Here is a 21,618-nt window from a genome sequence, read left to right as displayed (position 1 = left end):
AGTCGTGGGGCCGCGGGCCCCACACCCCGTCAACGGGAGCCAAAAGGAAAGGCCGGAGTTCAAGCTCCGGCCTTTCCTTTTGTGGGTTATGGGGTTTGGGGCCTGCGGCCCCAAGACCTTGCGACTTGTCGCTTAAACCGGCTTGACCAGCACGATCTTCTTCTTGCCCTGAGCAACCTTGATCACGCCGTCGGCATTGAGATCGCCCAGAGTCACGGCCTGATTGCCGTCGGCGATGGCCGTGTCATTGACGCGCAGGCCACCGCCCTGAGCCAGACGACGGGCTTCGCCGTTGGACGCCGTGAGGCCGATCCGGGTGGTCAGGGCCGCCAGCATGATCCCGGCCTCAAGCTCGGCGCGCGCCACCTCGACCGTCGGCAGATCGGCGGAAAGCACACCCTGTTCAAAGGCCTTTTGCGCCGTGTCGCGGGCCGTGGCGGCCGCCGCTTCGCCGTGCACCAGGCGCGTGGCCGCGTCTGCGAGGATCTTCTTGGCCTCATTGATTTCCGCCCCTTGCAGGGCTTCGAGGCGGCGGATTTCGTCCATGGGCAGGTCGGTAAACAGGCGCATGAACTTGCCGACATCGGCGTCTTCGGTGTTGCGCCAGTATTGCCAGTAGTCATAGGGCGAAAGCGCGTCGGCATTGAGCCACACGGCACCGCCCACCGTCTTGCCCATCTTGGCGCCCGACGCGGTGGTCAGAAGCGGCGTGGTCAGGCCAAAGGCGGCTTTCTGGTTCAGGCGGCGCGTCAGTTCGACGCCATTGACGATATTGCCCCACTGATCTGAACCGCCCATTTGCAGGACGCAGTTATAGGTGCTGTTCAGTTCGCGGAAATCGACCGCCTGCATCAGCATGTAGTTGAATTCGAGGAAGGTCATCGGTTGCTCACGCTCAAGGCGCAGCTTGACCGAGTCGAAGGTCAGCATACGGTTGATGGTGAAGTGCGTGCCGAATGTGCGCAGAAATTCGATATAGCCAAAACCCGACAGCCAGTCGTCATTATTGACCATGATGGCGTCGGTCGCGCCGTCTCCAAATGTCAGGAAGCTGTTGAAGACCGACTTGATGCCGTTCATGTTCGAATGGATCTGCTCGTCGGTCAGCAATGGACGCTGGGTATCCTTGAAGGTCGGGTCGCCGACCTTGGTCGTGCCGCCGCCCATCAGAACGATCGGCTTGTTGCCCGTCTTTTGCAGCCAGTAGAGCAGCATGATCTGCACCAGATGCCCGGCGTGCAACGACGAAGCCGTGGCATCATAGCCGATATAACCCGTGATCGGTCCGGCAGAAGCCAGCGTATCGAGGGCTTCCGCGTCCGTGCACTGGTGGATGAAACCGCGCTCCGAGAGGACGTTGAGGAAATCGGATTTGAAGGAGGTCATGTCTCTAACGATGTTGCTGTCACGCGGGTTTGCGTGCAAGTTGCGTCTAACACGTAGCCCCCGCTTTTCCATAGGCTTTTCGCATGAAAATCATCGGCTTTATGACCGGCACCTCGCTCGATGGCATCGACATGGCGGTGTTGGAAACTGACGGTGAGGCTAAGCTGAGCTTCGGGCCCTTTGCTGAAAAGCCCATGCCGGCTGAGGTGCGCGCCGTTCTGGAGGCCGCCACAAAGGACGCGCTCCGATGGCCGCGCGGTGCGGCGGAACCGGACAGTTTCGCCACGGCGCGGCGCGTGATCGCCGATTATCATCTTCAGTCTTTAGATCAGTTTTTAAGCGAAAACGGTCTGAATGTGCAGGATTTTGACGCCCTGGGGGTGCATGGGCAGACCGTGCTGCACGAACGGCCAAAGGACAGCGTGCCGGGACGGACGGTGCAGTTGTTTGATGGGGCCTATCTGGCGGATAAAACCGGCCTGACCGTCGTCTGCGACTTCCGCCGTGCCGATATCGAAGCGGGCGGTGAGGCGGCCCCGCTGGCGCCCGTCTATCACCGCGCGCTGGCGCACAAGGCGCGGCTGGCATTGCCCGTAGTCGTCGTCAATCTGGGGGGCGTGGCCAATATCACCGTGATTAGCGGGGACAGCCTGACGGCGCTCGATACCGGCCCGGCCAGCGGCCTGATGGATCAGTGGATGCGGCAACACACCGGCCAATGGTTCGATGAAGGTGGCGCGGTGGCCGCACAAGGCCGGGCGGATATGGCCATTGTAGCCGATTATCTGAGCCACCCCTATTTCGCAGCGCCTGCGCCCAAGTCATTGGACCGATACGACTTTACGCTGGAGCGTGTGCGTCACCTCAGCCACGCAGACGGCATGGCGACCCTGATGGCCTTTACCGTCGAAAGCCTGCGCCATGAGATCGTGCGCGCGGGCGTGACCCCTTCGGCTATCGTTCTGTGCGGCGGCGGCCGTAATAACCGCCACCTCGTCAAGGTGCTGCGTGAGCGTCTGGCCAACATTGCGCCCGTGCGTATTGCCGAAGACCTCGGCTGGCGCGGCGGTGCGATCGAGGCCGAGGCCTTTGCCTATATGGCCGCACGGTCGCTGAAAGGGCTGCCGATTTCCTTCCCCGGCACCACGGGAGTGAAGACGCCGCTTACCGGTGGGGTCATCTATCGCCCCGAAAGCGCACGCCGCAGCGCTTAAGAATTGGCCACGAAAAACACGAAAAATTGGAAAAAAGCTTTTGATCCTGCCGTAGCCCGCAGGGCCGCGTTAGTCCGCAGGCACTACCAGATCGGCGCTACACGCTGAAAAAATTCACACAGCCGCTTTTCCAGCTTTTCGTGTTTTTCGTGGCTAAACTCCATTCGCGGCCATAAAAAAGGACGCCGAAGCGTCCTTTAACCCCTATTCCAGTTCACCGGCCAGACGGCGATCGAGATAACCGCCGACGCGGCCTTCGATTTCCGGCAGGTGCTCGGTCCAGAAGTGGCCCGCGCCGTCTACGACTTCGTGGGCGATGGTGATGCCCTTTTGCGTGCGCAGCTTGGCCACGACGCGCTCGACCTCGGTCGGCGGCACCACCGAATCGGCCGAGCCGTTGATGAACAGGCCTGAGGCCGGGCAGGGGGCCAGGAAGCTGAAATCATAGGCATTGGCCGGCGGCGATACCGAGATGAAGCCGTCGGTTTCCGGACGGCGCATCAGCAATTGCATACCGATATAGGCCCCGAAATTATAGCCCGCGACCCAGAATTGCGAGGCTGTCGGGTTCTTGGCCTGAAGCCAGTCGAGCGCGGTCGCCGCATCGGCCAGTTCGCCGATACCCGAATCGAATTCGCCCTGCGACTTGCCGACGCCGCGGAAGTTGAAGCGCAGCACCGAGAAACCGCGCGTCATAAACAGGTGGAACAACTGCGCCGTCACCGGGTTGTTCATGTGCCCGCCGGCCTTGGGGTGGGGGTGAAGGATCAGGGCAATGGGCGCGTTGTCCGTCTTTCCGGCGGTGTATCGGGCCTCAATTCGACCGGCGGCGCCGGCGAGGATCACTTCAGGCATATAGAACCCTTGTTTCGTAATAAAATGTGTCATGGTGCGGCGCATAATTCTTGACTATAATAGTCAGGATTACTATGTCCCGCGCAGGGAAGACGGCGCCCCCTTATCAGGCAAGCCGTTTAGCACACTCTTTTCGGCTTTGGGCAGGTTTTTCATCGACCTGTTGCGATTTAGCCGAGGGCAGCCACAGGACTGACGGCATGAGATTATCGACCAAGGGACGTTACGCCGTCATGGCCATGACGGATCTGGCGCTCAATGCGCAGGGCAAGCCCATCTCCCTGTCCGAAATTTCAGAGCGTCAGCAGATTTCCCTGTCCTATCTGGAGCAGCTCTTTGCCCGCCTGCGCAAGGCCGGGCTGGTCAAAAGCGCGCGCGGTCCCGGCGGCGGCTACACGCTGGCGCGGACGGCGGATGCCCTGTTCGTGAGTGAGATCGTACTGGCCGTCGATGAGCCGATCAAGGCGACGCGCTGCGCTTTAACGTCCAACAAGCTGGGGGCCAATAAACGTCTGTCTAAGGAACATGCGGCGCGCGAAATCGGCTGTATGCCGGGCGGTCAGCGCTGCCTGACGCATAATCTGTGGGAAGATCTGGGCTTTGCCATCCACGATTACCTTTCGACCGTATCGCTGAACGACGTGGTGCATAAGCGCACGCGCAAGCGGGTGACGATCGAAAACCGTTTCCCGGTCGATGCCCAAAGGGAACTGGCCTGATGGCAGACGCGCCCCTCTATCTGGACCATGCCGCCACCTCGCCGATCCGGCCGCAGGTGCGCGAGGCCATGCTCCGGGCGTGGGAAATCGGGGCCAATGCCTCGTCCGTGCACGCCCTGGGGCGTAAGGCCAAGCTGTGGCTCGAAGAGGCGCGCAACGCCGTTTTGGCGTTCGTCAACGGCGTCGGTCCGGCGCGTCTGGTCTTCACATCGGGCGGCACGGAGGCCAATCAACTGGCGCTTAGCCAGTCGCGCGGCTTTGATCGCCTGATTGTCAGCGCCGGGGAACACGACAGCGTCTATAAGGCTGCCGAAAGCTACGGTTTGCCCGTGGCTTATGCGCCATTGCTAAGGTCAGGCGTGGTCGATCTTCAGGCGCTCTCTCAACTGTTGAACGCAGGCGGCAAGCCCTTCGTGGCCATCATGTGGGTCAATAACGAAACCGGCGTGATCAACCCCATCCGTGAGATTGCCGATCAGGTCCACGCCGCCGGTGGCTGGCTGCACGTCGATGCGGTGCAGGCGGCGGGCAAGGTCGAGATCGACTTTGATGCGTTGGGGGCCGATAGCCTGTCGCTGGCGGCGCACAAGATCGGCGGGCCGCAGGGCGTGGGCGCGCTGATCTACAGCGCGGACCGCGACATCCGCGCCGCCATTACCGGCGGCGGGCAGGAGTTCGGCCATCGCGCGGGCACGGAAAACATCGCCGGGATCGCCGGTTTTGCCGAAGCCACCCGCCACGCGCGTCCGATGACCGATGCCGCTCAGGCCGAGGCCGAGGCGGCCCTGAAGGCGCTCGGTGCGACCATTGTCGGCGAAGAGGCCCCGCGCGCGCCGGGGATTACCTGTTTCACCGTCCCCGACTGGACAGCGCAGCTTCAGCTTATCCACATGGATATGGCGGGCGTCTGCGTCTCGTCAGGGTCGGCCTGTTCGTCGGGCAAGGTCAAATCGAGCCGCGTTCTGGAGGCCATGGGCCTTACGGACGTCGCCGACAAGGCCTTGCGCGTCTCGTCCGGATGGACGACAAGCGCCGCCGACTGGCAACAATTCATAGAGGTTTGGTCCACGGGCTATGCGAAGCATCACGCCCGACAAGCAGGTAGAGTAAAGGAAAGCGCCTGATGGCAGCGGTCAAGGAAACCATTGAAACGGTTCAAAAGCTTGAAACCTATGCGCACGGTTTCGTCACCGATATTGAGACGGAATACGCGCCCAAGGGACTCAATGCCGACATCGTGCGCTTCATTTCGGCCAAGAAGAACGAGCCGCAATGGATGCTCGACTACCGTCTGGCGGCCTTTGAGCGCTGGCAGTCGATGGACGAACCCGACTGGGCCAAGGTCCATTATCAGAAGGTCGATTATCAGGACCTTTATTACTACGCCGCGCCCAAGCCCAAGCCCAAACTAAACAGTCTGGACGAGGTCGATCCGGAACTGCTTGCCGTCTATGCCAAGCTGGGCATACCCCTGAAAGAGCAGGAAGTGCTGGCCGGTGTCGCCACGGCGCCGAAATACGCCGTCGATGCGGTGTTCGATTCGGTGTCGGTCGTCACCACCTTCAAGGACGAGCTGAAGAAGTCGGGTGTCATTTTCTGCTCTATTTCCGAAGCCTTACGCGAATATCCTGAACTGGTGAAAGAATATCTCGGTTCGGTCGTGCCGGTCTCGGACAACTATTTTGCCGCGCTGAACGCCGCCGTGTTTTCGGATGGGTCGTTCGTCTATGTGCCGCCCGGTGTGCGCTGCCCGATGGAGCTTTCGACCTATTTCCGCATCAATGCCGAAAATACCGGTCAGTTCGAACGCACTCTGATTATCGCCGACAAGGGGGCTTACGTCTCTTATCTGGAAGGCTGCACGGCGCCGATGCGCGACGAAAACCAGCTTCATGCCGCCGTGGTCGAGCTGGTGGCGCTGGAAGACGCCTCGATCAAATATTCGACCGTGCAGAACTGGTATCCTGGCGACGCCGAAGGCAAGGGCGGTATCTACAACTTTGTGACCAAGCGCGCCGATTGCCGGGGCGCGCGCTCGAAAGTGTCGTGGACTCAGGTGGAAACCGGTTCGGCGGTGACGTGGAAATACCCGTCGTGCATCCTGCGCGGTGACGACAGCGTGGGGGAATTCTACTCCATCGCCGTCACCAACGGGATGCAGCAGGCCGATACCGGCACCAAGATGATCCATCTGGGCAAGAACACCCGTTCGCGCATCATCAGCAAGGGCGTGTCGGCGGGCAAGTCGTCCAACACCTATCGCGGGCTGGTTTCGGCCCACGCCAAGGCCGGCGGGGCGCGTAACTTCACCCAGTGCGACAGCCTGCTGATCGGCAAGACCTGTGCCGCCCACACCGTGCCCTATGTTGAGTCCGACACCGCTTCGGCGCAGTTCGAGCACGAGGCGACGACGACCCGCCTCAGCGAGGATCAGTTGTTCTACGCCATGCAGCGCGGCCTGTCGCAGGAAGAGGCGGTGGCATTGCTGGTCAACGGTTTCGTGCGCGAAGTGTTGCAGGAACTGCCGATGGAATTTGCCGTCGAGGCGCAGAAACTGCTGGCCATCAGCCTTGAAGGGAGCGTGGGATGACGGAAGCCACTACACTCTATCGTCCCGTAGGCACTGCCGAACTTCGACTGATCGAAGCGACCGGATGGAGCGCGTTTCCGCCGCGTTTGCCTGAGCAGCCCATTTTCTATCCGGTTACGAATGAAGGCTATGCCGCTCAAATCGCTCGCGACTGGAATGCGGTTCATAATGATGACCACCGGGGTTATGTGACCCGCTTTGACGTGCGGACGGATGTTCTGAGCGCCTACGAAAAGAAGATCGTTGGTGGGCGTGAACACGAGGAATATTGGGTGCCTGCGGAGGAGCTTGACGCTTTCAACGCGGCCATCGTTGGCAAGATCGAGGTGACGCAAACTTTCGGTCTGGCCACGGAAGAAGAGAACAATAACAATGCTTAATATCGAAAACCTCACCGTCAGCGTTGACGATAAGACCATCCTCAAGGGCCTGAACCTGAACGTTCCGGCGGGTGAAGTGCACGCCATTATGGGCCCCAACGGCGCCGGGAAATCGACGCTGGGCTATACGCTGGCCGGGCGGCCGAATTACGAAGTGACGCAAGGGGCGGTCGATTTCAATGGCGAAGACCTGCTGGAGAAGGACGTGCATGAGCGCGCCGCGGCGGGGCTTTATCTGTCGTTCCAGTATCCGCTGGAAATCCCCGGCGTGCCGGCCATGACCTTCATCCGCACGGCGCTCAATGCCCAGCGCAAACTGCGTGGCGAAGAGGAGATGTCGGCTCCCGAATTCCTCAAGACCATCCGCGAGGTCGCCAAGACGCTGAAAATCGACATGGACATGCTGAAACGTCCGCTCAATGTCGGCTTCTCCGGCGGCGAAAAGAAGCGCATGGAAGTGCTGCAAATGGCGCTGCTGCAACCGAAGTTCCTGATCCTCGATGAAACGGATTCGGGGCTTGATATCGACGCGCTGAAGGTGGTGTCGGACGGCGTTAATGCCCTGCGTAGTTCTGATCGCGGGATGCTGGTCATCACCCACTATCAGCGCCTGCTCGATCATATCAAACCCGATCGCATTCACATCCTCGTTGGTGGCAGGATCGTCCATTCGGGCGGCCCGGAACTGGCGCTGGAGCTGGAAGCGCACGGCTATGACCGCTATGTCAATGAGGCGGCGTAATGGCGTTTGACCTGACCCCGCTCGACCTGTTCGACCCGTCGTCCTACCCGACACGGCGTCATGAGGAATGGAAATATTCCGACCTGTCGCGCGCCCTGCGTGACGCGCCGGCGCGCGCCGAGCTGACGCATCTTCAGGCCGAAGCCGGTGATTTCGGGGGCTTCTACTGGCACTGTGCGGGTGACGGGCAACTGGCTGACCTGCAAGCCGCCGTTTCCAGAGCGGTCCAGAGTTCGGGTGGGCGTCTCTACCTCGACTTGAGCGATGTCGGGGAAGAGGGCGCGGTCGCCGGTTATCAGGGCGAGGGCCGCATCACGCTGGGCACGGGTGAACACCTTATCCTGCTCGAAGACTATAGCGGGGCGCTGGACTATGCCGCGAGCACGGTCCTGCACTTCGATCTGGCCGAAAAGGCCACGCTGATCCGCGTGGTCATTCTCGATGAGCCGGAAAGCGCCGTGTCGGTGCGCCGTTCGACCGTGACCACCGCGCCGGGTAGCGTCTTCAAGCAGTACGTCTTCGCCACCGGGGCGAAGTTCCAGCGCTTTGAAACCCATGTCGAACACGCCGGGCATGGCGCGCAAGTCGAGATGCACGGGGCCTATCTGCTGAAAGACACAGCGCACTTCGACTACACGACGCGCGTCAACCACGCCGAGGTCGATGGCGTGACGGGGCAGTTGATCAAGGGCCTCGTCAAGGACCGCGCCACAGCGGTCTTTCAGGGCCGCATCTATGTCGAAAAGGGCGCGGACGGCACCGATGCGCGGATGCGCCATCAGGCCCTGATGCTCAATGACGGGGCGCACGTGCGCGCCAAGCCGGAGCTGGAAATCTACGCCGACGATGTGCAGTGCGCGCATGGCAATACCATCGGCGCGCTGGACGAGTCGGCGCTGTTCTTTTGTCAGTCGCGCGGTATGCCCGAAGAGGTGGCGCGCGCCCTCCTGATGCAGGCCTTTGTGGTGCCGGTCGCCGAGCAGATCGAAGACGAGGCCCTGCGTGAGATGGTGCTGAACTGGATCGCCGACAAGACGGAGGGATTCTATGCCCTTTGATGTCGAAGCGGTCCGCCGCGATTTTCCCATCCTCAGCCGTCAGATCAACGGTAAGCCGCTGATCTATCTCGATTCCGGGGCCTCGGCGCAGAAGCCGACCGCGGTTATCGAGGCGATGAGCCATCACATGGCGCAGTCCTACGCCAATGTGCACCGCGGCCTGCACCGGCTGGCCAACGAGGTGACCGATGCCTTTGAGGCCGGACGCGAGACGGTGGCGAAGTTCATCAACGCCGCGAGCCCGGAAGAGGTGATCTTCACCAAGTCGGCGACCGAGTCGATGAACCTCGTCGCCCAGACCTGGGGGCAGGCCCATATCAAGGCCGGTGATGAAATCCTCATCACCGAGTTGGAGCATCACGCCAATATCGTGCCGTGGCACATGCTGGCGCAGCGCACCGGTGCGGTGCTGAAATGGGTGCCGATCCTTGACGACGGTAGCCTCGATAGGGCGGCGTTCGATCAGTTGCTGACCGATCGCGTCAAGCTGGTCGCCGTGGCGCATATGTCGAACGTGCTGGGCACCATCAACCCCGTGCGCGAAATCGCCGACAAGGCCCACGCCGTGGGTGCCAAGGTGCTGATCGACGGTTGTCAGGGCGTGGTCCATCTGCCCGTCGATGTGCAGGCGCTGGGCTGTGACTTCTATGCCTTTTCGGCGCACAAGCTGTACGGCCCGACGGGGTTGGGCGTTTTGTGGGGCCGCTATGATCTGCTGGAGGCCATGCCGCCCTGGCAGGGCGGCGGCGAAATGATCGCCCACGTTTCCAAAGAGCGCATCACCTACGCCGAGCCGCCGCACCGTTTTGAGGCGGGCACGCCGGCTATTCTTGAGGTCATCGGGCTGAAAGCCGCCATTGACTGGCTGTCGCAGATTGACCGTGAGGCCGCTGCGGCGCACGAAATGGCGCTCTATGAACGCGCCCATGCGGGGCTGAAAAAGATCAATGCCCTGCGCATCTATGGTGAAGCGGCAGAAAAAGGGTCGATCCTGACCTTTTCTCTGGGCGCGGCCCACGCCCATGACGTTGCGCAGATCCTTGACCGCTACAATATAGCGGTGAGGGCCGGGACGCACTGCGCCGAACCCCTGATGACGCGGCTGGGTGTGACGTCTACGGTGCGCGCCTCCATCGCGCTTTACAATACCGAGGCCGAGATCGACGCGCTGATTGCGGCGGTCGAAAAGGCGCAAGGGTTTTTTGAGTAATGACCATGTCCAAGCACGAGATCATTTCCCTGTCCGGCGATGACGCCAGCGAACCGGTTGGCGAACCGGGTCAGGCCGAGCTGTTTGCGCCGGAAGAGACGACGGCGGTCGAACCGCTCCCTCAGGAAGAGCTGGATCGTCTGACCGACGAACTGATCGCGGCGTTCAAGACGGTGTTCGACCCGGAAATCCCGGTTGATATCTATGAGCTGGGCCTGATCTATCGCGTCGATATCAATGACAACCGCGAAGTGGTGGTCGATATGACCCTGACCGCGCCGGGGTGTCCGGTGGCCGGCGAAATGCCGGGCTGGGTGCAGAATGCGGTGATGGGCGTGCGCGGTGTTGCCGATTGTCACGTCAATCTGGTCTTCGATCCGCCGTGGGACTCTTCGAAAATGAGCGACGAAGCCAAGCTTCAGCTCAATATGTTCTAGTTCGCATGGGAGAAACGCGGTTTCCCCCATGTGCCCCCTTTCGTCAGTGTAAAAGGCCGCAGAGATAGCTATGGATATTCAGCCTGTTATCACGCCTCGTCCCCGTCGGCCGCGTCCGGCCATCGTGTCGCTGACCGATGCGGCGGCCGCTCAGGTGAAGGCCATTATGGCGCGCGCCGACAAGCCCTATGTGGGGCTGCGCGTCGGTGTGAAGCAGGGCGGCTGCGCGGGCCAGGAATACGTGCTGAGCTACGCCGAAGCCGCCGACCCGCTGGATGAGGTGGTCACCGACAAGGGCGTGACCATACTGATCGAACCCAAGGCGGTGCTGTATCTGGTCGGCACGGTCATTGATTATGAGACGACGAAGCTGGCGTCGAAGTTCGTGTTTAACAACCCGAATGAGACGGATGCCTGTGGCTGCGGCGAGAGTGTAACGATCAAGCCCGCAGCCACGGAATCTGATTAAAAATCGGCTGCGGCGAGAGTGTAACGATCAAGCCCGCAGCCACGGAATCTGATTAATCAGCCTCAGGCCCGCAGGGCGAGCGGCACAAACTCGATTTCCCCGCTGCGCCCGGTCAGCCAGTCGAGCGCCTCATCCGCCGTATAGAAGTTGCGCATCGTGTCCTTGGGGAAGGAGGCGTAGTCCTGCTGGATGTAGACCTCTTCCACCGCGTCATGCGTCACAAAGGCGACCCGGCGTCCGTCGTGGAAATCGCGCGTCCATTCGGCCCAGGTCTGCGCAAAGCGTTGGCGATCTTCGTCTTCCAGATGGCCGGTATAGCGGCGAAAGTCGATCAGACGGTCATAACGCCACGGTTCGCCGATTTCGGCATAGGCTTCGATGAAGCGGTCGCACAGTTCGGCGCTGGGGAAGGGGCCGAAGACGCGGGCAATGAGGATGGAATGGGTTTCATCCAGAAACACGCTGAGGCGGTATTTTTGCGACATGGGTAAGCTGTGACTTTGTGACGTGCCAGCCGAGTGTAGCGGGCAATGCTTAAAATCCGCTTAGCTTAAAAGTGAAATGCCGTTTCGGTAATCGGTTAAGGTTGTGACGAAGCCAACCACTCGATGGCTTCGTCACGGCGGTCGAAGAGTTGTATGAAGGCCTTGGGGAAGGCGTCACCGAGAGCGTTCAGGCGCGCACGGTCGAACGGGTCGTTGGAAATGAGGGCCAGACGCCGGCGCGGTGGAGGCGGCGTACCAGCGGCTTGAGTCAGCCAAGCGGCCGCCCGCATCAGGTCGGACAGTTCAACCACGCCCTGAGCCGAGCGCATATCCAGAATACGGTCGTAGAGCCAGGGCTTCTCGATTTTCTGATAAAGGTCGATCAGGGCGTCCACAAAGCCTTCGCTGGTATAGTCACCGCGGGCGGTGACTATCAGCAGGTTGTTATCCGTGTCGATCAGATGGGAGAGACGGAGAGGGCGCGGCACGGCGGACCTTACAGAACAGGAAACGGCTACCCTACTCTTAAAGATCGTCCGTTAAAAAACGCTTATATCCTATGTATTTAAGCGGCAACGGCCCCTTCAGTGATCAATTCGGAAGGTTCAACCGGGCCGCCGCGCGCTTCGGCGATCAGTTCCTGAGTGCGGCCTTCGATGCGCGCTTGCAGCACGGCCATGAACTGCGCCTTGTCGAGGCCGGGCGCGATCGGTTCAAGGAATTCCAGCACCGCTGTGCCGGCGGTCTTGCGATACTGGGTTTCCTGCCAGAACAGGCCGAGATTGGTGGCCACGGGCACTACGGGGCGGTTGAAATTTCTGTACATGTGCCACACGCCGGAACGATAGCGGCGATAGGTGCCGGGCGCATTGAGGTGGCCTTCGGGATAGATGAGGATGTGACGACCGTCACGGTCGGCTTCGGCCGAGCGCTGGCTGAGGCTGCGGCGCGCTTCGCGGCCGCCGCAATTGTTGACCACAATGGCGCCCAGCTTGCGCAGCAGCGTGCCCATCAGCGGGAACTTTTCCAGATGATCGCCGGTGACAAAGGCCACGTCCTCGAACTGCGAATAGAGGCAAAAGCCGTCACCCCACGACTGATGCTTGGCGGCGAAGATGACCGGCATGTCCGGAACGAGGTGACGGCCGCGGACCTCAAGCCGGATGCCAGCCAGTACCCGCATGGCCCAGACCATCCGCCGCGTATAGCGCTGTACCACCCACAGAACCGGTTTGCGGCCCGGCAAGAGCGACAGGCCAACAGCCATAAGGCTGTAGCTGATGGAGAAAACCCAGTAGGCGAGGGCGAACGCAAAGGCGCGCATGGAGGTATCCACAAAGAAAGCCAGTGACGGAGTCGTCACCAGCTTCTTGTCGCATAAATTTGAACAATGTTCAAATTATATTTTCCCAGTTATATTTCTCAGGCGGCGTCGGTCGCTTTCAAGGCGGATTTGGCGCAGGTGACCATGTTGCGACCATTGTTCTTCGACTGATAGAGGGCCTTGTCGGCGCGGTCGAGCAGGTCGTAGGCGTCTTCGCCATAGTCACGTTCGGCGATGCCGACGGAAATCGTGATCGTGCCCAGATCTTCATTGGTGGAACGGCGCTTGAGCACGCGAGAGGCGATTTCCTGCCGCGCTTCGTTGAGCAGGCGCTCGACAACGGCCATATTTTCGCTGGGGAAGATCATGGCAAATTCTTCACCGCCGTAACGGGCGGCCATGCGCGGGGCGCGACCGATGCGTGACAGGACCGAAGCGACGTAACGCAGGACCTGATCGCCCGTCTGATGGCCCCAGGTGTCGTTGAAGCGTTTGAAATGGTCGATGTCGAGAACGGCCAGGGTGATATTCTTGCCTTCGTCGCTGTCGCAATGGCGTTCCAGCGCTTCGTCGAAGGATTTACGATTGGCCAGATTGGTCAGGGCGTCGGTCATGGCTTCCAGACGCACCTGATCAAGGTGTTTGCGCAGACGTGCCACTTCGCGTGAGGATTCGCTAAGGCGGACTTCGAAATGGGCGTGCTGGTTGAGGATTTGTGAGGTGGCGTCCGTCAGACGCCCGACAAGCTGGCGTAGGCGTTGCGCGTCGGAATCCCCATCAATGCTGGTGCGTGCGCCTTCAAGCGTCTCGTTATAGTCTTTCTGCGCCTTCTGGGCTTCGTTGATGACTTCGCTGACCGAGGCCAGCTCGCGCGTCAGACGCAGGCCTGCGTCGCGCACCTCATCATTCAGCTTGAGGCGAGAAATGAATTTCGAAGCGAGGCTTTCGGAGATTTCCTCGGTAATCTTCTCACCCGAACCGATCAGGCGATGAATCTCCTGCGCCAGAGCCGAGTTGGGATCGCCCGCGACATAGAGCCAGATTTCATAATTGAGCGGCGTCGGCCAGACCCCGTGCACTTCCATCAGCCGAATGGCCTCCACGGCCAGACTATAGGCATTGGAACTGCGAACGCTCACTTCTATGTCGTTGCTCATAAAGGCTTCCTTGTGTCACGAATCGGGTGACGAGAAACACATTAAGTCAATTTCTCTGACAGGCGGTTAACGCGGGAACTTATTTTGCTTTACCCTAGCCCTCAGCGGTAGGCGCTGCGCAGCATAAAGGCCGGCACATGGCCGCCGAAACCCAGACCGTCCGGACCTTTGGGCAGGCTGTCTTCGTTGTCTTTCAACGGAAAATCGTCAGAGACCGCCGTTGCGCGCGGCGGCGGGGTGTCTGCCACGGGAGATTTGCGGCGGCGCGTTTTTTTCTCCGGCAGCGGAGCGGCGTCCACAACGACCTCTTCCGGGACCACGACTTCGGCGACGGCCTCAGGGGCTGATTCGCTCTTGCGGCCACGCTCACGGCGCGGGCGGGCCGAACGGTCACGCTCCGTGCGCTCACCACGACCGCGCGCGGGCTTTTCCCGCTCCGGACGTGCATCGGCCAGCGGGCTCCAATCGACGTCCAGTTCCAGCGGATTGGGCTCTTTCTTGATGAGCTTCAGAACCTTGTCGTAGTTCTTTTCATCGTTGGGCGCGAGGATCAGATAGGCCTCACCCGTGCGACCAGCGCGACCTGTCCGACCGATACGGTGCACATAGTCATCAGCATGGTGCGGCACATCGAAGTTGAACACATGGCTGACGCTGGGGATATCCAGCCCGCGCGCCGCGACGTCCGAGGCCACCAGCAGTTTCAGTTCGCCGCTGCGGAAGGCATCAAGCGTCTTCATGCGCAGGGACTGATCCAGGTCGCCGTGGATCGGTGCGGCGTTAAAACCGTGTACCGACAGGGACTTGGCGACGATATCGACATCGGTCTTGCGGTTGCAGAAGACGATGCCGTTATTGATCTCGAGCTGCCCGATCAGGGTGCGCAGGGCCAGCCGCTTGGCCTTTGCCAGCAGTTTGGAGTCGCCCGACGGCACGCGATAGACGTATTGGGTGATGTTTTCGTTGGTCGTTGCCGGGCGCGAGACTTCGATGCGGACCGGGTTCTTCAGGAACTGTTCGGTCAGGCGCGTGATTTCCGGCGGCATGGTCGCCGAGAAGAACAGGGTCTGACGCGACGGCGGCGTCAGTTTGAAGATGCGCTCGATGTCGGGGATGAAGCCCATGTCGAGCATGCGGTCGGCTTCATCAACGACCATCAGTTGCACGCCATTCAGCATCACCTTGGAGCGCTCAAACAGGTCGAGCAGACGGCCCGGGGTGGCGATCAGCACATCGACGCCCTTGTCCAGCTTGGCCACCTGATCGGCCATGGAGACACCACCGATCAGCAGGGCCCAGTTCAGTTTGCAATATTTGGCATATTTCTCAAAGGCTTCGGCCACCTGATCGGCCAGTTCGCGCGTCGGCGCCAGCACGATGGCGCGCGGCATACGGGCGCGTGAACGTCCTGAAGCCAGCTTCTCGATCATTGGCAGGGTGAAGGCCGCCGTCTTGCCGGTGCCGGTTTGGGCGATCCCCAGAACGTCCAGTCCGATCAGGGCAATGGGGATGGCCTGTTCCTGAATGGCGGTCGGCGTATCGTAGCCGGTATCGGCCACGGCTTTCAGGATATCGGGGTTCAGGCCTAGATCGGTAAATTTGGTCATTCAGCTTTGAAGGGTTGCCGTTTCGGACAGTCGCAGGAAAAAAATCAGCCGCCGCGTAAGCGCGGACACGGCGATAAATACGCCGGTAAAGGCTTTGCGGCCTCTAGTATCAGATTTTACATAAAAGGACAGAGATTTATTGCGCTGCGGCGGCTCAGACGTCCAGATCATCGCCGACAAATTCAGCGTTTTGCTGAATGTACTTGAAGCGCAGTTCCGGTTTACGACCCATCAGGGTTTCGACCAGATCCTCGATGTCGCTCTCATTCTCCGGCAAGGTGACGCGCGCCAGGGTGCGCGTCTTCGGGTCCATCGTCGTTTCCTTGAGCTGCGCCGGCATCATTTCGCCCAGCCCCTTAAAGCGGCCGATTTCAGGCTTCTTGCCCTTGAACTCTTTTTCAAGGATTTCAAGTCGATGCGCGTCGTCCTTGGCATAGACGATCTTGGTGCCGTGGCTGATGCGGTACAACGGGGGCATGGCCAGATAGAGGTGACCATTGCGGATCATCGACGGCATGGTGCGGTAAAAATAGGTGATCAGCAGCGAGGCGATGTGCGCGCCGTCGACGTCGGCGTCGGTCATGATGACGATGCGCTCATAGCGCAGGTCGTCTTCCTTGAAACGCGCCCCCGGCTGTACGCCGAGAGCTAGCCCCAGATCGGACAGTTCCTGATTGGACTTGGCCTTGTCGGCGGTCGCCGAGGCGATGTTGAGGATCTTGCCGCGCAGGGGCAGGATGGCCTGCGTATTGCGGTTACGCGCCTGCTTGGCCGAACCACCAGCCGAGTCGCCTTCGACGATGAACAGTTCGGTGCCATTGGCGTCCTGACGCGCGCAGTCTGCCAGCTTGCCCGGCAGACGCAGCTTGCGCGTCGCTGAGGCGCGCTGCACCTCCTTGTCCTTGCGCTTTTTCAGGCGGTCTTCGGCGCGTTCGACGACGAACTGCAACAGGCGATCGGCCTGCTTTGGCGAACTGATCAGCCAGTGATCGAACGGATCGGCCAACGCCTTTTCGACCAGACGCTGAGCCTCGCTGGACGACAGGCGGTCCTTGGTCTGGCCCTGAAACTCAGGGTTCTTGATGAAGACCGAGATGACCACGCCGGCTTGTGCCACCACGTCTTCGGCGGTGATAATGCCGCCGCGTTTGTCGCCGGTCATGTCGGCATAGGCCTTCAGCGAGCGGGTGAGGGCGGCGCGCAGGCCCGCCTCGTGCGTGCCGCCGTCAGGCGTCGGGATGGTGTTACAATAGGACTGCGTAAAGCCGTCAAATTCACCGAACCCGGCCCCGGACCAGGTAACGGCCCACTCTACGGCCCCGGCTTCACCTTGCCGTTCCACGCGGCCGGAAAAGATGTCGGTGACGGTTTCCGTCTCCTGAACGCGCTCAGCCAGATAGTCGGCCAGCCCGTTGGGAAAGTAGAACTTGTCTTCAGCCGGCGTATGGTCGCTGATCTGGCTGGGGTCGCACTTCCAGTGGATTTGTACGCCGCGGAACAGATAGGCTTTTGCTTTCGCCATGCGGTACAGGCGCGCCGGTTTGAAGTGCGCGCCGACGCCGAAAATCTCTTCATCCGGCTTGAAGCGCTCACGTGTCCCGCGCTTCTTCGACGGCGCAATCTGCTGGATGGGCCCCTGACTGAGGCCACGCGAAAAGACCTGCTGCCATTCAAAACCGTCGCGCCACACCGTTACTTCCAGTGTTTCGGACAGGGCATTGACCACCGAGACGCCGACGCCGTGCAGACCGCCGGAGGTTTCATAGGCCTTGCCGGAGAACTTGCCGCCGGAGTGCAGGACGGTCATGACGACTTCCAGCGCCGACTTGCCGGGGTATTTGGGGTGCGGATCGACGGGGATGCCGCGACCATCATCGCGTACCGACAGATAGCCGTCGGCGTCCAGTTCGACCCAGATGGCCTTGGCGTGACCGGCGACAGCCTCGTCCATGGCGTTGTCGAGCACTTCGGCGAACAGGTGGTGCATCGCCTTTTCGTCAGTGCCGCCGATGTACATGCCCGGACGCTTGCGCACCGGTTCCAGCCCTTCCAGCACCTCGATCGCATCTGCGCCATAACCTTCGGCGGTCATGGCGGACGGCTTGCTGGCGGCGACAGGCGGGGCCTTGATGGGCTCAGCTTTGGCCGGGGTGGGTTTGGCAGCAGGCATGGCTGGCGTATCCGTCTGAGGCACGGGGGCGTCGCCGCCGAAGAGAGAGGGCTGGGGAGGCGTAGTGGACATGCGCGTACTGTGGACCGATTCGGTGAATTTCCATCCGACAGGCGATGGAGGACGTGAACAATCCATAAACAAAAAGGCCGCAAACCCCAAGGGGCTTGCGGCCGATTTCTGTGGCTTAATGCCAGATGGCTTAGCCGGAAGACTTAGAACGCCGCCTTGAGGGTCACAGCGATCTGCTCCTTCATGAGGTTGCGGCCGTTAGCCGCCAGGCCCAGAGCGTGGTCGCCGGTGTCCCAGTAGCGGACGTCGAGCGACAGGTTTTGGGTCAGGGCGTAACCAGCACCAATGTTCCAGGTGGTATAGTCACCTGCCGACAGTTCCTGTTTGCCCATGGCACCCGAAACCGACCACTTTTCGGTCAGCGGATAGGCCGCGTTCAGCTCATAGTACGGGTTTTCCAGCGTTTCCCAGTTGGTGTACATGGCTGCACCGATCGTGCCCTTGCCCATCGGGTGCGAGAAACCAGCCTTCAGTTCGCCGAAGTTCAGCGCGTCTTCGTCCGGATAGGCATAGTAGATGGCACCGAAGTCGAACGACCAGTTGCCAACGGTCGGCTTCACGCCGGCGTACAGATCGACTTCCAGCGAAGCGTCCGAGCCGAAATCGACGTTCGACGCCCAGGTGCCGGCGTAGAAGGAGCCGTTGGTGTAGTCGATACCACCCTGAACAGCGGCTTCCTTGTTCGATTGCGAGATACCGCGCCAGACGTAGTTGTTGGTGGCGGCGATGTTGTAGCTGAGGGCGCCTTCAGCGGAGGCGGCACCGGCGACCAGAGCGCTGGCGGCGATCGTAGCGGCGAGGAGGAACTTCTTCATGATCTGTATCCTGTTTTATGGTTCAGATTATAGCCCGCAGCACGCAACTGCGGTGTAAATCGAAGTTTAATGTAGCAATTTTTACGCTGCGTACTACCCCCTGCGGAAGGTTTGGTGGCGCTTGATGTAAAATTGTCACGAATCTCTAACGCGATATTCACACAGGTCAACATAAATTATATAATTGATTTTAAATAATAAAAATTCGCGTTGAGGCGGGTTCTCTTTTGTGTGTGTTGCAAATGTGGCGAGGTTTTCCTGCGGCGCAGCGTTACTTTTGCGCCGCAGTGCGCAAAAAAGCGAATCGGTCTCAGACAGAGAAACCGCCCGCGCGAGTAGAGGGCGGTTTCCTGATCCAACCGTCTTTACGCCTTAAAACGCGGCCTTCAGGCTGAGCACAACACGTTCGTCGCTGTAACGTGTATCGACATCGGTATCGTGGTAACGCAGGTCCACAGACAGGTTGGAGGTGAAGGCGTAGGCCCCACCGAGGTTCCAGGTATTGTAGGTGCCATAGTCACCAAATGCGCCGGAAACGGACACCTTATCGGTCAGGGGGTAGGCGGCGTTGACTTCGAAATAGTCTTCGAAATTGTCATCTGTGTTGAAATAGGCCGCTGCACCGATCGTGCCCTTGCCGAGGGGGTGGCTAACGCCCAGTTTGACTTCCTCGAAATTCAGGTCGTCTTCCTGCGGATAGAGATAGGCCAGCACGCCGATGTCGAAGGTAAAATTACCGGCTGTGGGCTTTACCCCTGCGTAAAGGTCCAGCTCATAATCGGCCTTGCCACCGAAATCGACGTTGGACGCCCAGGTGCCGGCGTAAAAGATGCCGTTGGTGTAATCGATACCGCCCTGAATAGCCGCGTTTTCGTCAGTCTGGGTGACGCCACGCCAGACGTAGTCGGACGTAACCCCGACATTATAGCTGACCGTACCTTCGGCCGAGGCGGCACCCGCCGTGAACAGAGCTGTAGTGGCTGCGGCAATGATAATTACTTTTTTCATGATGACTTCCTCATTTTTTATGGAGCCACCTGAACGCTTCTCCTGCACAGTATTGGCGCTATAGAATTTTTGTGACGCCACAGTTTTCATAGTACATGTAAGAAAAGAAATTTCTATTCCCCGTTCAACAAACAAATGGACTGTATCAAAAATGCAAAATTTAAAAGAATTGTATTCATGGAAACTACATATAGATTATACGATATAAAAAAATGGAGCGCCCGAAAGCGCTCCATCCATGTCATTTATTTTGTATTTAAATATTAGTGATGCACTTCGTCATGCAGAGCCGAGTCGAGACCCGCTTCTTCATCCGCTTCCGACACGCGCAGGCCCGTAGTGAACTTGCAGATGACGAGGATGACGAGGGTGCCGATGGCCGACCACAGGATCGTGTAAACCAGACCCATGATCTGCGTACCGACGCTTGCACCTTCCGAAAGGCTGTTGATCGCCGGATCGGCGAACACGCCGGTCAGGACCGCGCCGAGGGCACCGCCCGCGCCGTGGATGCCGAAGGCGTCCAGCGAGTCATCGTAGCCGAGCAGCTTCTTGACCCACGAAGCGAAGACGTAGCAGACCGGACCCGCGATCAGGCCGATGATCAGGGCGCCCGTCGGGTTGACGAAGCCCGCAGCCGGGGTGATGGCGACCAGACCAGCGACTAGACCGGACAGGATGCCAAGCAGCGACGGCTTGCGACGGATGGTCCATTCGACCAGCTTCCACGACAGGGCCGCAGCCAGTGCCGCCAGGATCGTGTTGAGCAGGGCGGCCGCGCCGATGCCGTCCGGAGTCCAGGCCGAGCCAGCGTTGAAGCCGATCCAGCCGACGAACAGGAGCGCGGCGCCGATCATAACGAAGATCAGGTTGTTAGGCGCCATTTCTTCGGTGCCATAACCCTTACGACGGCCGAGGAAGAGGGCCGCAACCAGACCAGCCACACCGGAGTTGACGTGAACAACGGCGCCACCGGCGAAGTCGAGCACGCCCATGCTGCCCATGAAGCCGCCGCCCCACACTTGGTGACAGATTGGCGCGTAGACGAAGACCGACCACAGGGCCATGAACAACAGCAGACCCGACAGCTTGATACGCTCGGCGAAGGCGCCGGTGATCAGGGCCGGGGTGATGATGGCAAAGGTCATCTGATAGGAGATCCACAGCATTTCAGGCAGGCCGGGAGCCAGATTGAAAGCCGTATCCTTGGTGACGCCCTTCAGCAGGACCGTATCGAAACCGCCGATGAACTTGTTGACGGTCTCGGCCGGAAGACCGAACAGCGCCTTATCAGCCACCCCGAAGGACAGGCTGTAGCCGACGACATACCACAGGATGCCCGCGACGCACGACACGGCGACGGATTGCGTCACGGTGGCGATGACGTTCTTCTTACGCACCATACCGCCGTAGAACAGGGCCAGACCCGGCAGGGTCATCATCAGCACGAGGGCAGTCGAAAGGAAGACGAAGGACGAGGACGCAAGGTCCAGTTCCAGCGGCTTCTGGTGAGCGAGCAGGGCCGGAGCCGGCGCTTCGGCCGCAGCCGCTTCAGCCGGAGCGGCCTCTGAGGCCGGGGCCACTTCCGAAACCGCAGCTTCGGAAGTGACAGCCGCCGCGTGGGCGACGGTGACGACCGGAGCCGTCATGAGGAGGGCTGCGGAGGCCGCAAGCACCTTTGAGAATTTAATCCACGTTTTCAAGTTATCCCCCTTGGATAAGCGGATGTTGCACTCGCGAAGAGTGCCGCCATCCGATTGTTTCGCAAAGAGTTTTATTAAGACTTGAGGCGAGGAGCGGGCGTCGCGGGGCGCAATGCGTCATTTATGTGTCAATATGGCCGTCTGAAACGCGCAAACCCAGAAAAACGTTTTGGTATCATGTGATACGATAAAGGTATCATTTGAAATTAAATTTCCA

21 protein-coding genes are annotated in these 21,618 nt (G+C 60.1%); 10 read left to right on the top strand and 11 right to left on the bottom strand.

Annotated elements, in window-relative coordinates; translation table 11 throughout:
* Positions 1-132: 132 nt before the first annotated feature.
* On the bottom strand, positions 133-1,386 hold the full coding sequence (tyrS, locus tag EM6_RS14825) for a tyrosine--tRNA ligase (protein ID WP_172961274.1): 1,254 nt from the start codon (positions 1,384-1,386) through the stop codon (positions 133-135).
* 83 nt (positions 1,387-1,469) lie between these two features.
* On the opposite strand from tyrS, the gene EM6_RS14820 reads away from it, so the two are divergent.
* On the top strand, positions 1,470-2,600 hold the full coding sequence (locus EM6_RS14820) for an anhydro-N-acetylmuramic acid kinase (protein ID WP_126423902.1): 1,131 nt from the start codon (positions 1,470-1,472) through the stop codon (positions 2,598-2,600).
* Positions 2,601-2,804: 204 nt separating this feature from the next.
* Here EM6_RS14820 and EM6_RS14815 read toward each other — a convergent pair whose 3' ends face one another.
* Positions 2,805-3,455: an alpha/beta hydrolase gene (locus EM6_RS14815; RefSeq protein ID WP_126423901.1), complete on the bottom strand. Its 651-nt coding sequence runs from the start codon at positions 3,453-3,455 to the stop codon at positions 2,805-2,807.
* Positions 3,456-3,655: 200 nt separating this feature from the next.
* Between EM6_RS14815 and EM6_RS14810 the strand changes: the two genes are divergently transcribed.
* The 9 genes from EM6_RS14810 (at position 3,656) to EM6_RS14770 (ending at position 11,060) form a co-directional block, all read left to right on the top strand.
* Positions 3,656-4,174, top strand: coding sequence for an Rrf2 family transcriptional regulator (locus EM6_RS14810; protein ID WP_126423900.1), 519 nt, complete (start codon positions 3,656-3,658; stop codon positions 4,172-4,174).
* The gene (locus EM6_RS14805) at positions 4,174-5,298 is read left to right on the top strand and encodes a cysteine desulfurase family protein (protein WP_126423899.1); all 1,125 of its coding nucleotides are present in this window, start codon (positions 4,174-4,176) and stop codon (positions 5,296-5,298) included. The genes EM6_RS14810 and EM6_RS14805 overlap by 1 nt, the downstream gene beginning before the upstream one ends.
* Positions 5,298-6,764 carry a Fe-S cluster assembly protein SufB gene (sufB, locus tag EM6_RS14800; RefSeq protein WP_126423898.1) on the top strand — a complete coding sequence of 489 codons (1,467 nt, stop codon included), beginning with the start codon at positions 5,298-5,300 and terminating at the stop codon, positions 6,762-6,764. The genes EM6_RS14805 and sufB overlap by 1 nt, the downstream gene beginning before the upstream one ends.
* Positions 6,761-7,144 (top strand): hypothetical protein, encoded by a 384-nt coding sequence (locus EM6_RS14795; RefSeq protein ID WP_126423897.1) that lies wholly within the window; start codon positions 6,761-6,763, stop codon positions 7,142-7,144. The genes sufB and EM6_RS14795 overlap by 4 nt, the downstream gene beginning before the upstream one ends.
* Positions 7,137-7,886 carry a Fe-S cluster assembly ATPase SufC gene (sufC, locus tag EM6_RS14790; protein ID WP_126423896.1) on the top strand — a complete coding sequence of 250 codons (750 nt, stop codon included), beginning with the start codon at positions 7,137-7,139 and terminating at the stop codon, positions 7,884-7,886. The genes EM6_RS14795 and sufC overlap by 8 nt, the downstream gene beginning before the upstream one ends.
* Positions 7,886-8,944, top strand: coding sequence for a SufB/SufD family protein (locus tag EM6_RS14785; RefSeq protein ID WP_126423895.1), 1,059 nt, complete (start codon positions 7,886-7,888; stop codon positions 8,942-8,944). The genes sufC and EM6_RS14785 overlap by 1 nt, the downstream gene beginning before the upstream one ends.
* Positions 8,934-10,154 (top strand): aminotransferase class V-fold PLP-dependent enzyme, encoded by a 1,221-nt coding sequence (locus EM6_RS14780; RefSeq protein WP_126423894.1) that lies wholly within the window; start codon positions 8,934-8,936, stop codon positions 10,152-10,154. Before EM6_RS14785 ends, EM6_RS14780 begins: the two co-directional genes overlap by 11 nt.
* Positions 10,155-10,159: 5 nt before the next feature.
* Complete coding sequence (locus tag EM6_RS14775) at positions 10,160-10,591, top strand: SUF system Fe-S cluster assembly protein (RefSeq protein WP_232037187.1); 432 nt, start codon at positions 10,160-10,162, stop codon at positions 10,589-10,591.
* Between the two features lie 70 nt (positions 10,592-10,661).
* Positions 10,662-11,060, top strand: coding sequence for a HesB/IscA family protein (locus tag EM6_RS14770; protein ID WP_126423893.1), 399 nt, complete (start codon positions 10,662-10,664; stop codon positions 11,058-11,060).
* Between the two features lie 62 nt (positions 11,061-11,122).
* Here the strand turns inward: EM6_RS14770 and EM6_RS14765 are convergent, their stop codons facing one another.
* From EM6_RS14765 to EM6_RS14725, 9 genes are all read right to left on the bottom strand, one after another.
* Positions 11,123-11,545 carry a hypothetical protein gene (locus EM6_RS14765; protein WP_126423892.1) on the bottom strand — a complete coding sequence of 141 codons (423 nt, stop codon included), beginning with the start codon at positions 11,543-11,545 and terminating at the stop codon, positions 11,123-11,125.
* A 95-nt stretch (positions 11,546-11,640) separates the two neighbouring features.
* Positions 11,641-12,033: an STAS/SEC14 domain-containing protein gene (locus EM6_RS14760; RefSeq protein ID WP_126423891.1), complete on the bottom strand. Its 393-nt coding sequence runs from the start codon at positions 12,031-12,033 to the stop codon at positions 11,641-11,643.
* Positions 12,034-12,110: 77 nt separating this feature from the next.
* Positions 12,111-12,869 carry a lysophospholipid acyltransferase family protein gene (locus EM6_RS14755; protein WP_126423890.1) on the bottom strand — a complete coding sequence of 253 codons (759 nt, stop codon included), beginning with the start codon at positions 12,867-12,869 and terminating at the stop codon, positions 12,111-12,113.
* A gap of 98 nt (positions 12,870-12,967) precedes the next feature.
* On the bottom strand, positions 12,968-14,026 hold the full coding sequence (locus tag EM6_RS14750) for a GGDEF domain-containing protein (protein WP_126423889.1): 1,059 nt from the start codon (positions 14,024-14,026) through the stop codon (positions 12,968-12,970).
* A 101-nt stretch (positions 14,027-14,127) separates the two neighbouring features.
* Positions 14,128-15,633 carry a DEAD/DEAH box helicase gene (locus EM6_RS14745; RefSeq protein WP_126423888.1) on the bottom strand — a complete coding sequence of 502 codons (1,506 nt, stop codon included), beginning with the start codon at positions 15,631-15,633 and terminating at the stop codon, positions 14,128-14,130.
* 154 nt (positions 15,634-15,787) lie between these two features.
* Entirely contained in the window at positions 15,788-17,875 is a 2,088-nt protein-coding gene (gene parE / locus EM6_RS14740) for a DNA topoisomerase IV subunit B (protein WP_126423887.1), read from the bottom strand.
* Between the two features lie 143 nt (positions 17,876-18,018).
* Positions 18,019-18,690 (bottom strand): TorF family putative porin, encoded by a 672-nt coding sequence (locus EM6_RS14735; RefSeq protein WP_126423886.1) that lies wholly within the window; start codon positions 18,688-18,690, stop codon positions 18,019-18,021.
* 372 nt (positions 18,691-19,062) lie between these two features.
* A complete protein-coding gene (locus EM6_RS14730) occupies positions 19,063-19,698 on the bottom strand; it encodes a TorF family putative porin (RefSeq protein ID WP_126423885.1) in 636 nt (211 codons plus the stop codon).
* 263 nt (positions 19,699-19,961) lie between these two features.
* Positions 19,962-21,401 (bottom strand): ammonium transporter, encoded by a 1,440-nt coding sequence (locus tag EM6_RS14725; protein ID WP_126423884.1) that lies wholly within the window; start codon positions 21,399-21,401, stop codon positions 19,962-19,964.
* Positions 21,402-21,618: the final 217 nt, after the last annotated feature.

This window comes from Asticcacaulis excentricus (assembly GCF_003966695.1).
Taxonomy (GTDB): Bacteria; Pseudomonadota; Alphaproteobacteria; order Caulobacterales; family Caulobacteraceae; genus Asticcacaulis; species Asticcacaulis excentricus_A.
The sequence above is the reverse complement of the archived record's forward strand: the minus strand, read 5'-3'. Positions and strand labels throughout refer to the sequence as shown.

Coding starts and splice junctions, on each gene's coding strand:
- tyrS (WP_172961274.1), bottom strand. CDS start 1,386: ATGACCTCCTTCAAATCCGATTTCCTCAACGTCCTCTCGGAGCGCGGT.
- EM6_RS14820 (WP_126423902.1), top strand. CDS start 1,470: ATGAAAATCATCGGCTTTATGACCGGCACCTCGCTCGATGGCATCGAC.
- EM6_RS14815 (WP_126423901.1), bottom strand. CDS start 3,455: ATGCCTGAAGTGATCCTCGCCGGCGCCGCCGGTCGAATTGAGGCCCGA.
- EM6_RS14810 (WP_126423900.1), top strand. CDS start 3,656: ATGAGATTATCGACCAAGGGACGTTACGCCGTCATGGCCATGACGGAT.
- EM6_RS14805 (WP_126423899.1), top strand. CDS start 4,174: ATGGCAGACGCGCCCCTCTATCTGGACCATGCCGCCACCTCGCCGATC.
- sufB (WP_126423898.1), top strand. CDS start 5,298: ATGGCAGCGGTCAAGGAAACCATTGAAACGGTTCAAAAGCTTGAAACC.
- EM6_RS14795 (WP_126423897.1), top strand. CDS start 6,761: ATGACGGAAGCCACTACACTCTATCGTCCCGTAGGCACTGCCGAACTT.
- sufC (WP_126423896.1), top strand. CDS start 7,137: ATGCTTAATATCGAAAACCTCACCGTCAGCGTTGACGATAAGACCATC.
- EM6_RS14785 (WP_126423895.1), top strand. CDS start 7,886: ATGGCGTTTGACCTGACCCCGCTCGACCTGTTCGACCCGTCGTCCTAC.
- EM6_RS14780 (WP_126423894.1), top strand. CDS start 8,934: ATGCCCTTTGATGTCGAAGCGGTCCGCCGCGATTTTCCCATCCTCAGC.
- EM6_RS14775 (WP_232037187.1), top strand. CDS start 10,160: ATGTCCAAGCACGAGATCATTTCCCTGTCCGGCGATGACGCCAGCGAA.
- EM6_RS14770 (WP_126423893.1), top strand. CDS start 10,662: ATGGATATTCAGCCTGTTATCACGCCTCGTCCCCGTCGGCCGCGTCCG.
- EM6_RS14765 (WP_126423892.1), bottom strand. CDS start 11,545: ATGTCGCAAAAATACCGCCTCAGCGTGTTTCTGGATGAAACCCATTCC.
- EM6_RS14755 (WP_126423890.1), bottom strand. CDS start 12,869: ATGCGCGCCTTTGCGTTCGCCCTCGCCTACTGGGTTTTCTCCATCAGC.
- EM6_RS14750 (WP_126423889.1), bottom strand. CDS start 14,026: ATGAGCAACGACATAGAAGTGAGCGTTCGCAGTTCCAATGCCTATAGT.
- EM6_RS14745 (WP_126423888.1), bottom strand. CDS start 15,633: ATGACCAAATTTACCGATCTAGGCCTGAACCCCGATATCCTGAAAGCC.
- parE (WP_126423887.1), bottom strand. CDS start 17,875: ATGTCCACTACGCCTCCCCAGCCCTCTCTCTTCGGCGGCGACGCCCCC.
- EM6_RS14735 (WP_126423886.1), bottom strand. CDS start 18,690: ATGAAGAAGTTCCTCCTCGCCGCTACGATCGCCGCCAGCGCTCTGGTC.
- EM6_RS14730 (WP_126423885.1), bottom strand. CDS start 19,698: ATGAAAAAAGTAATTATCATTGCCGCAGCCACTACAGCTCTGTTCACG.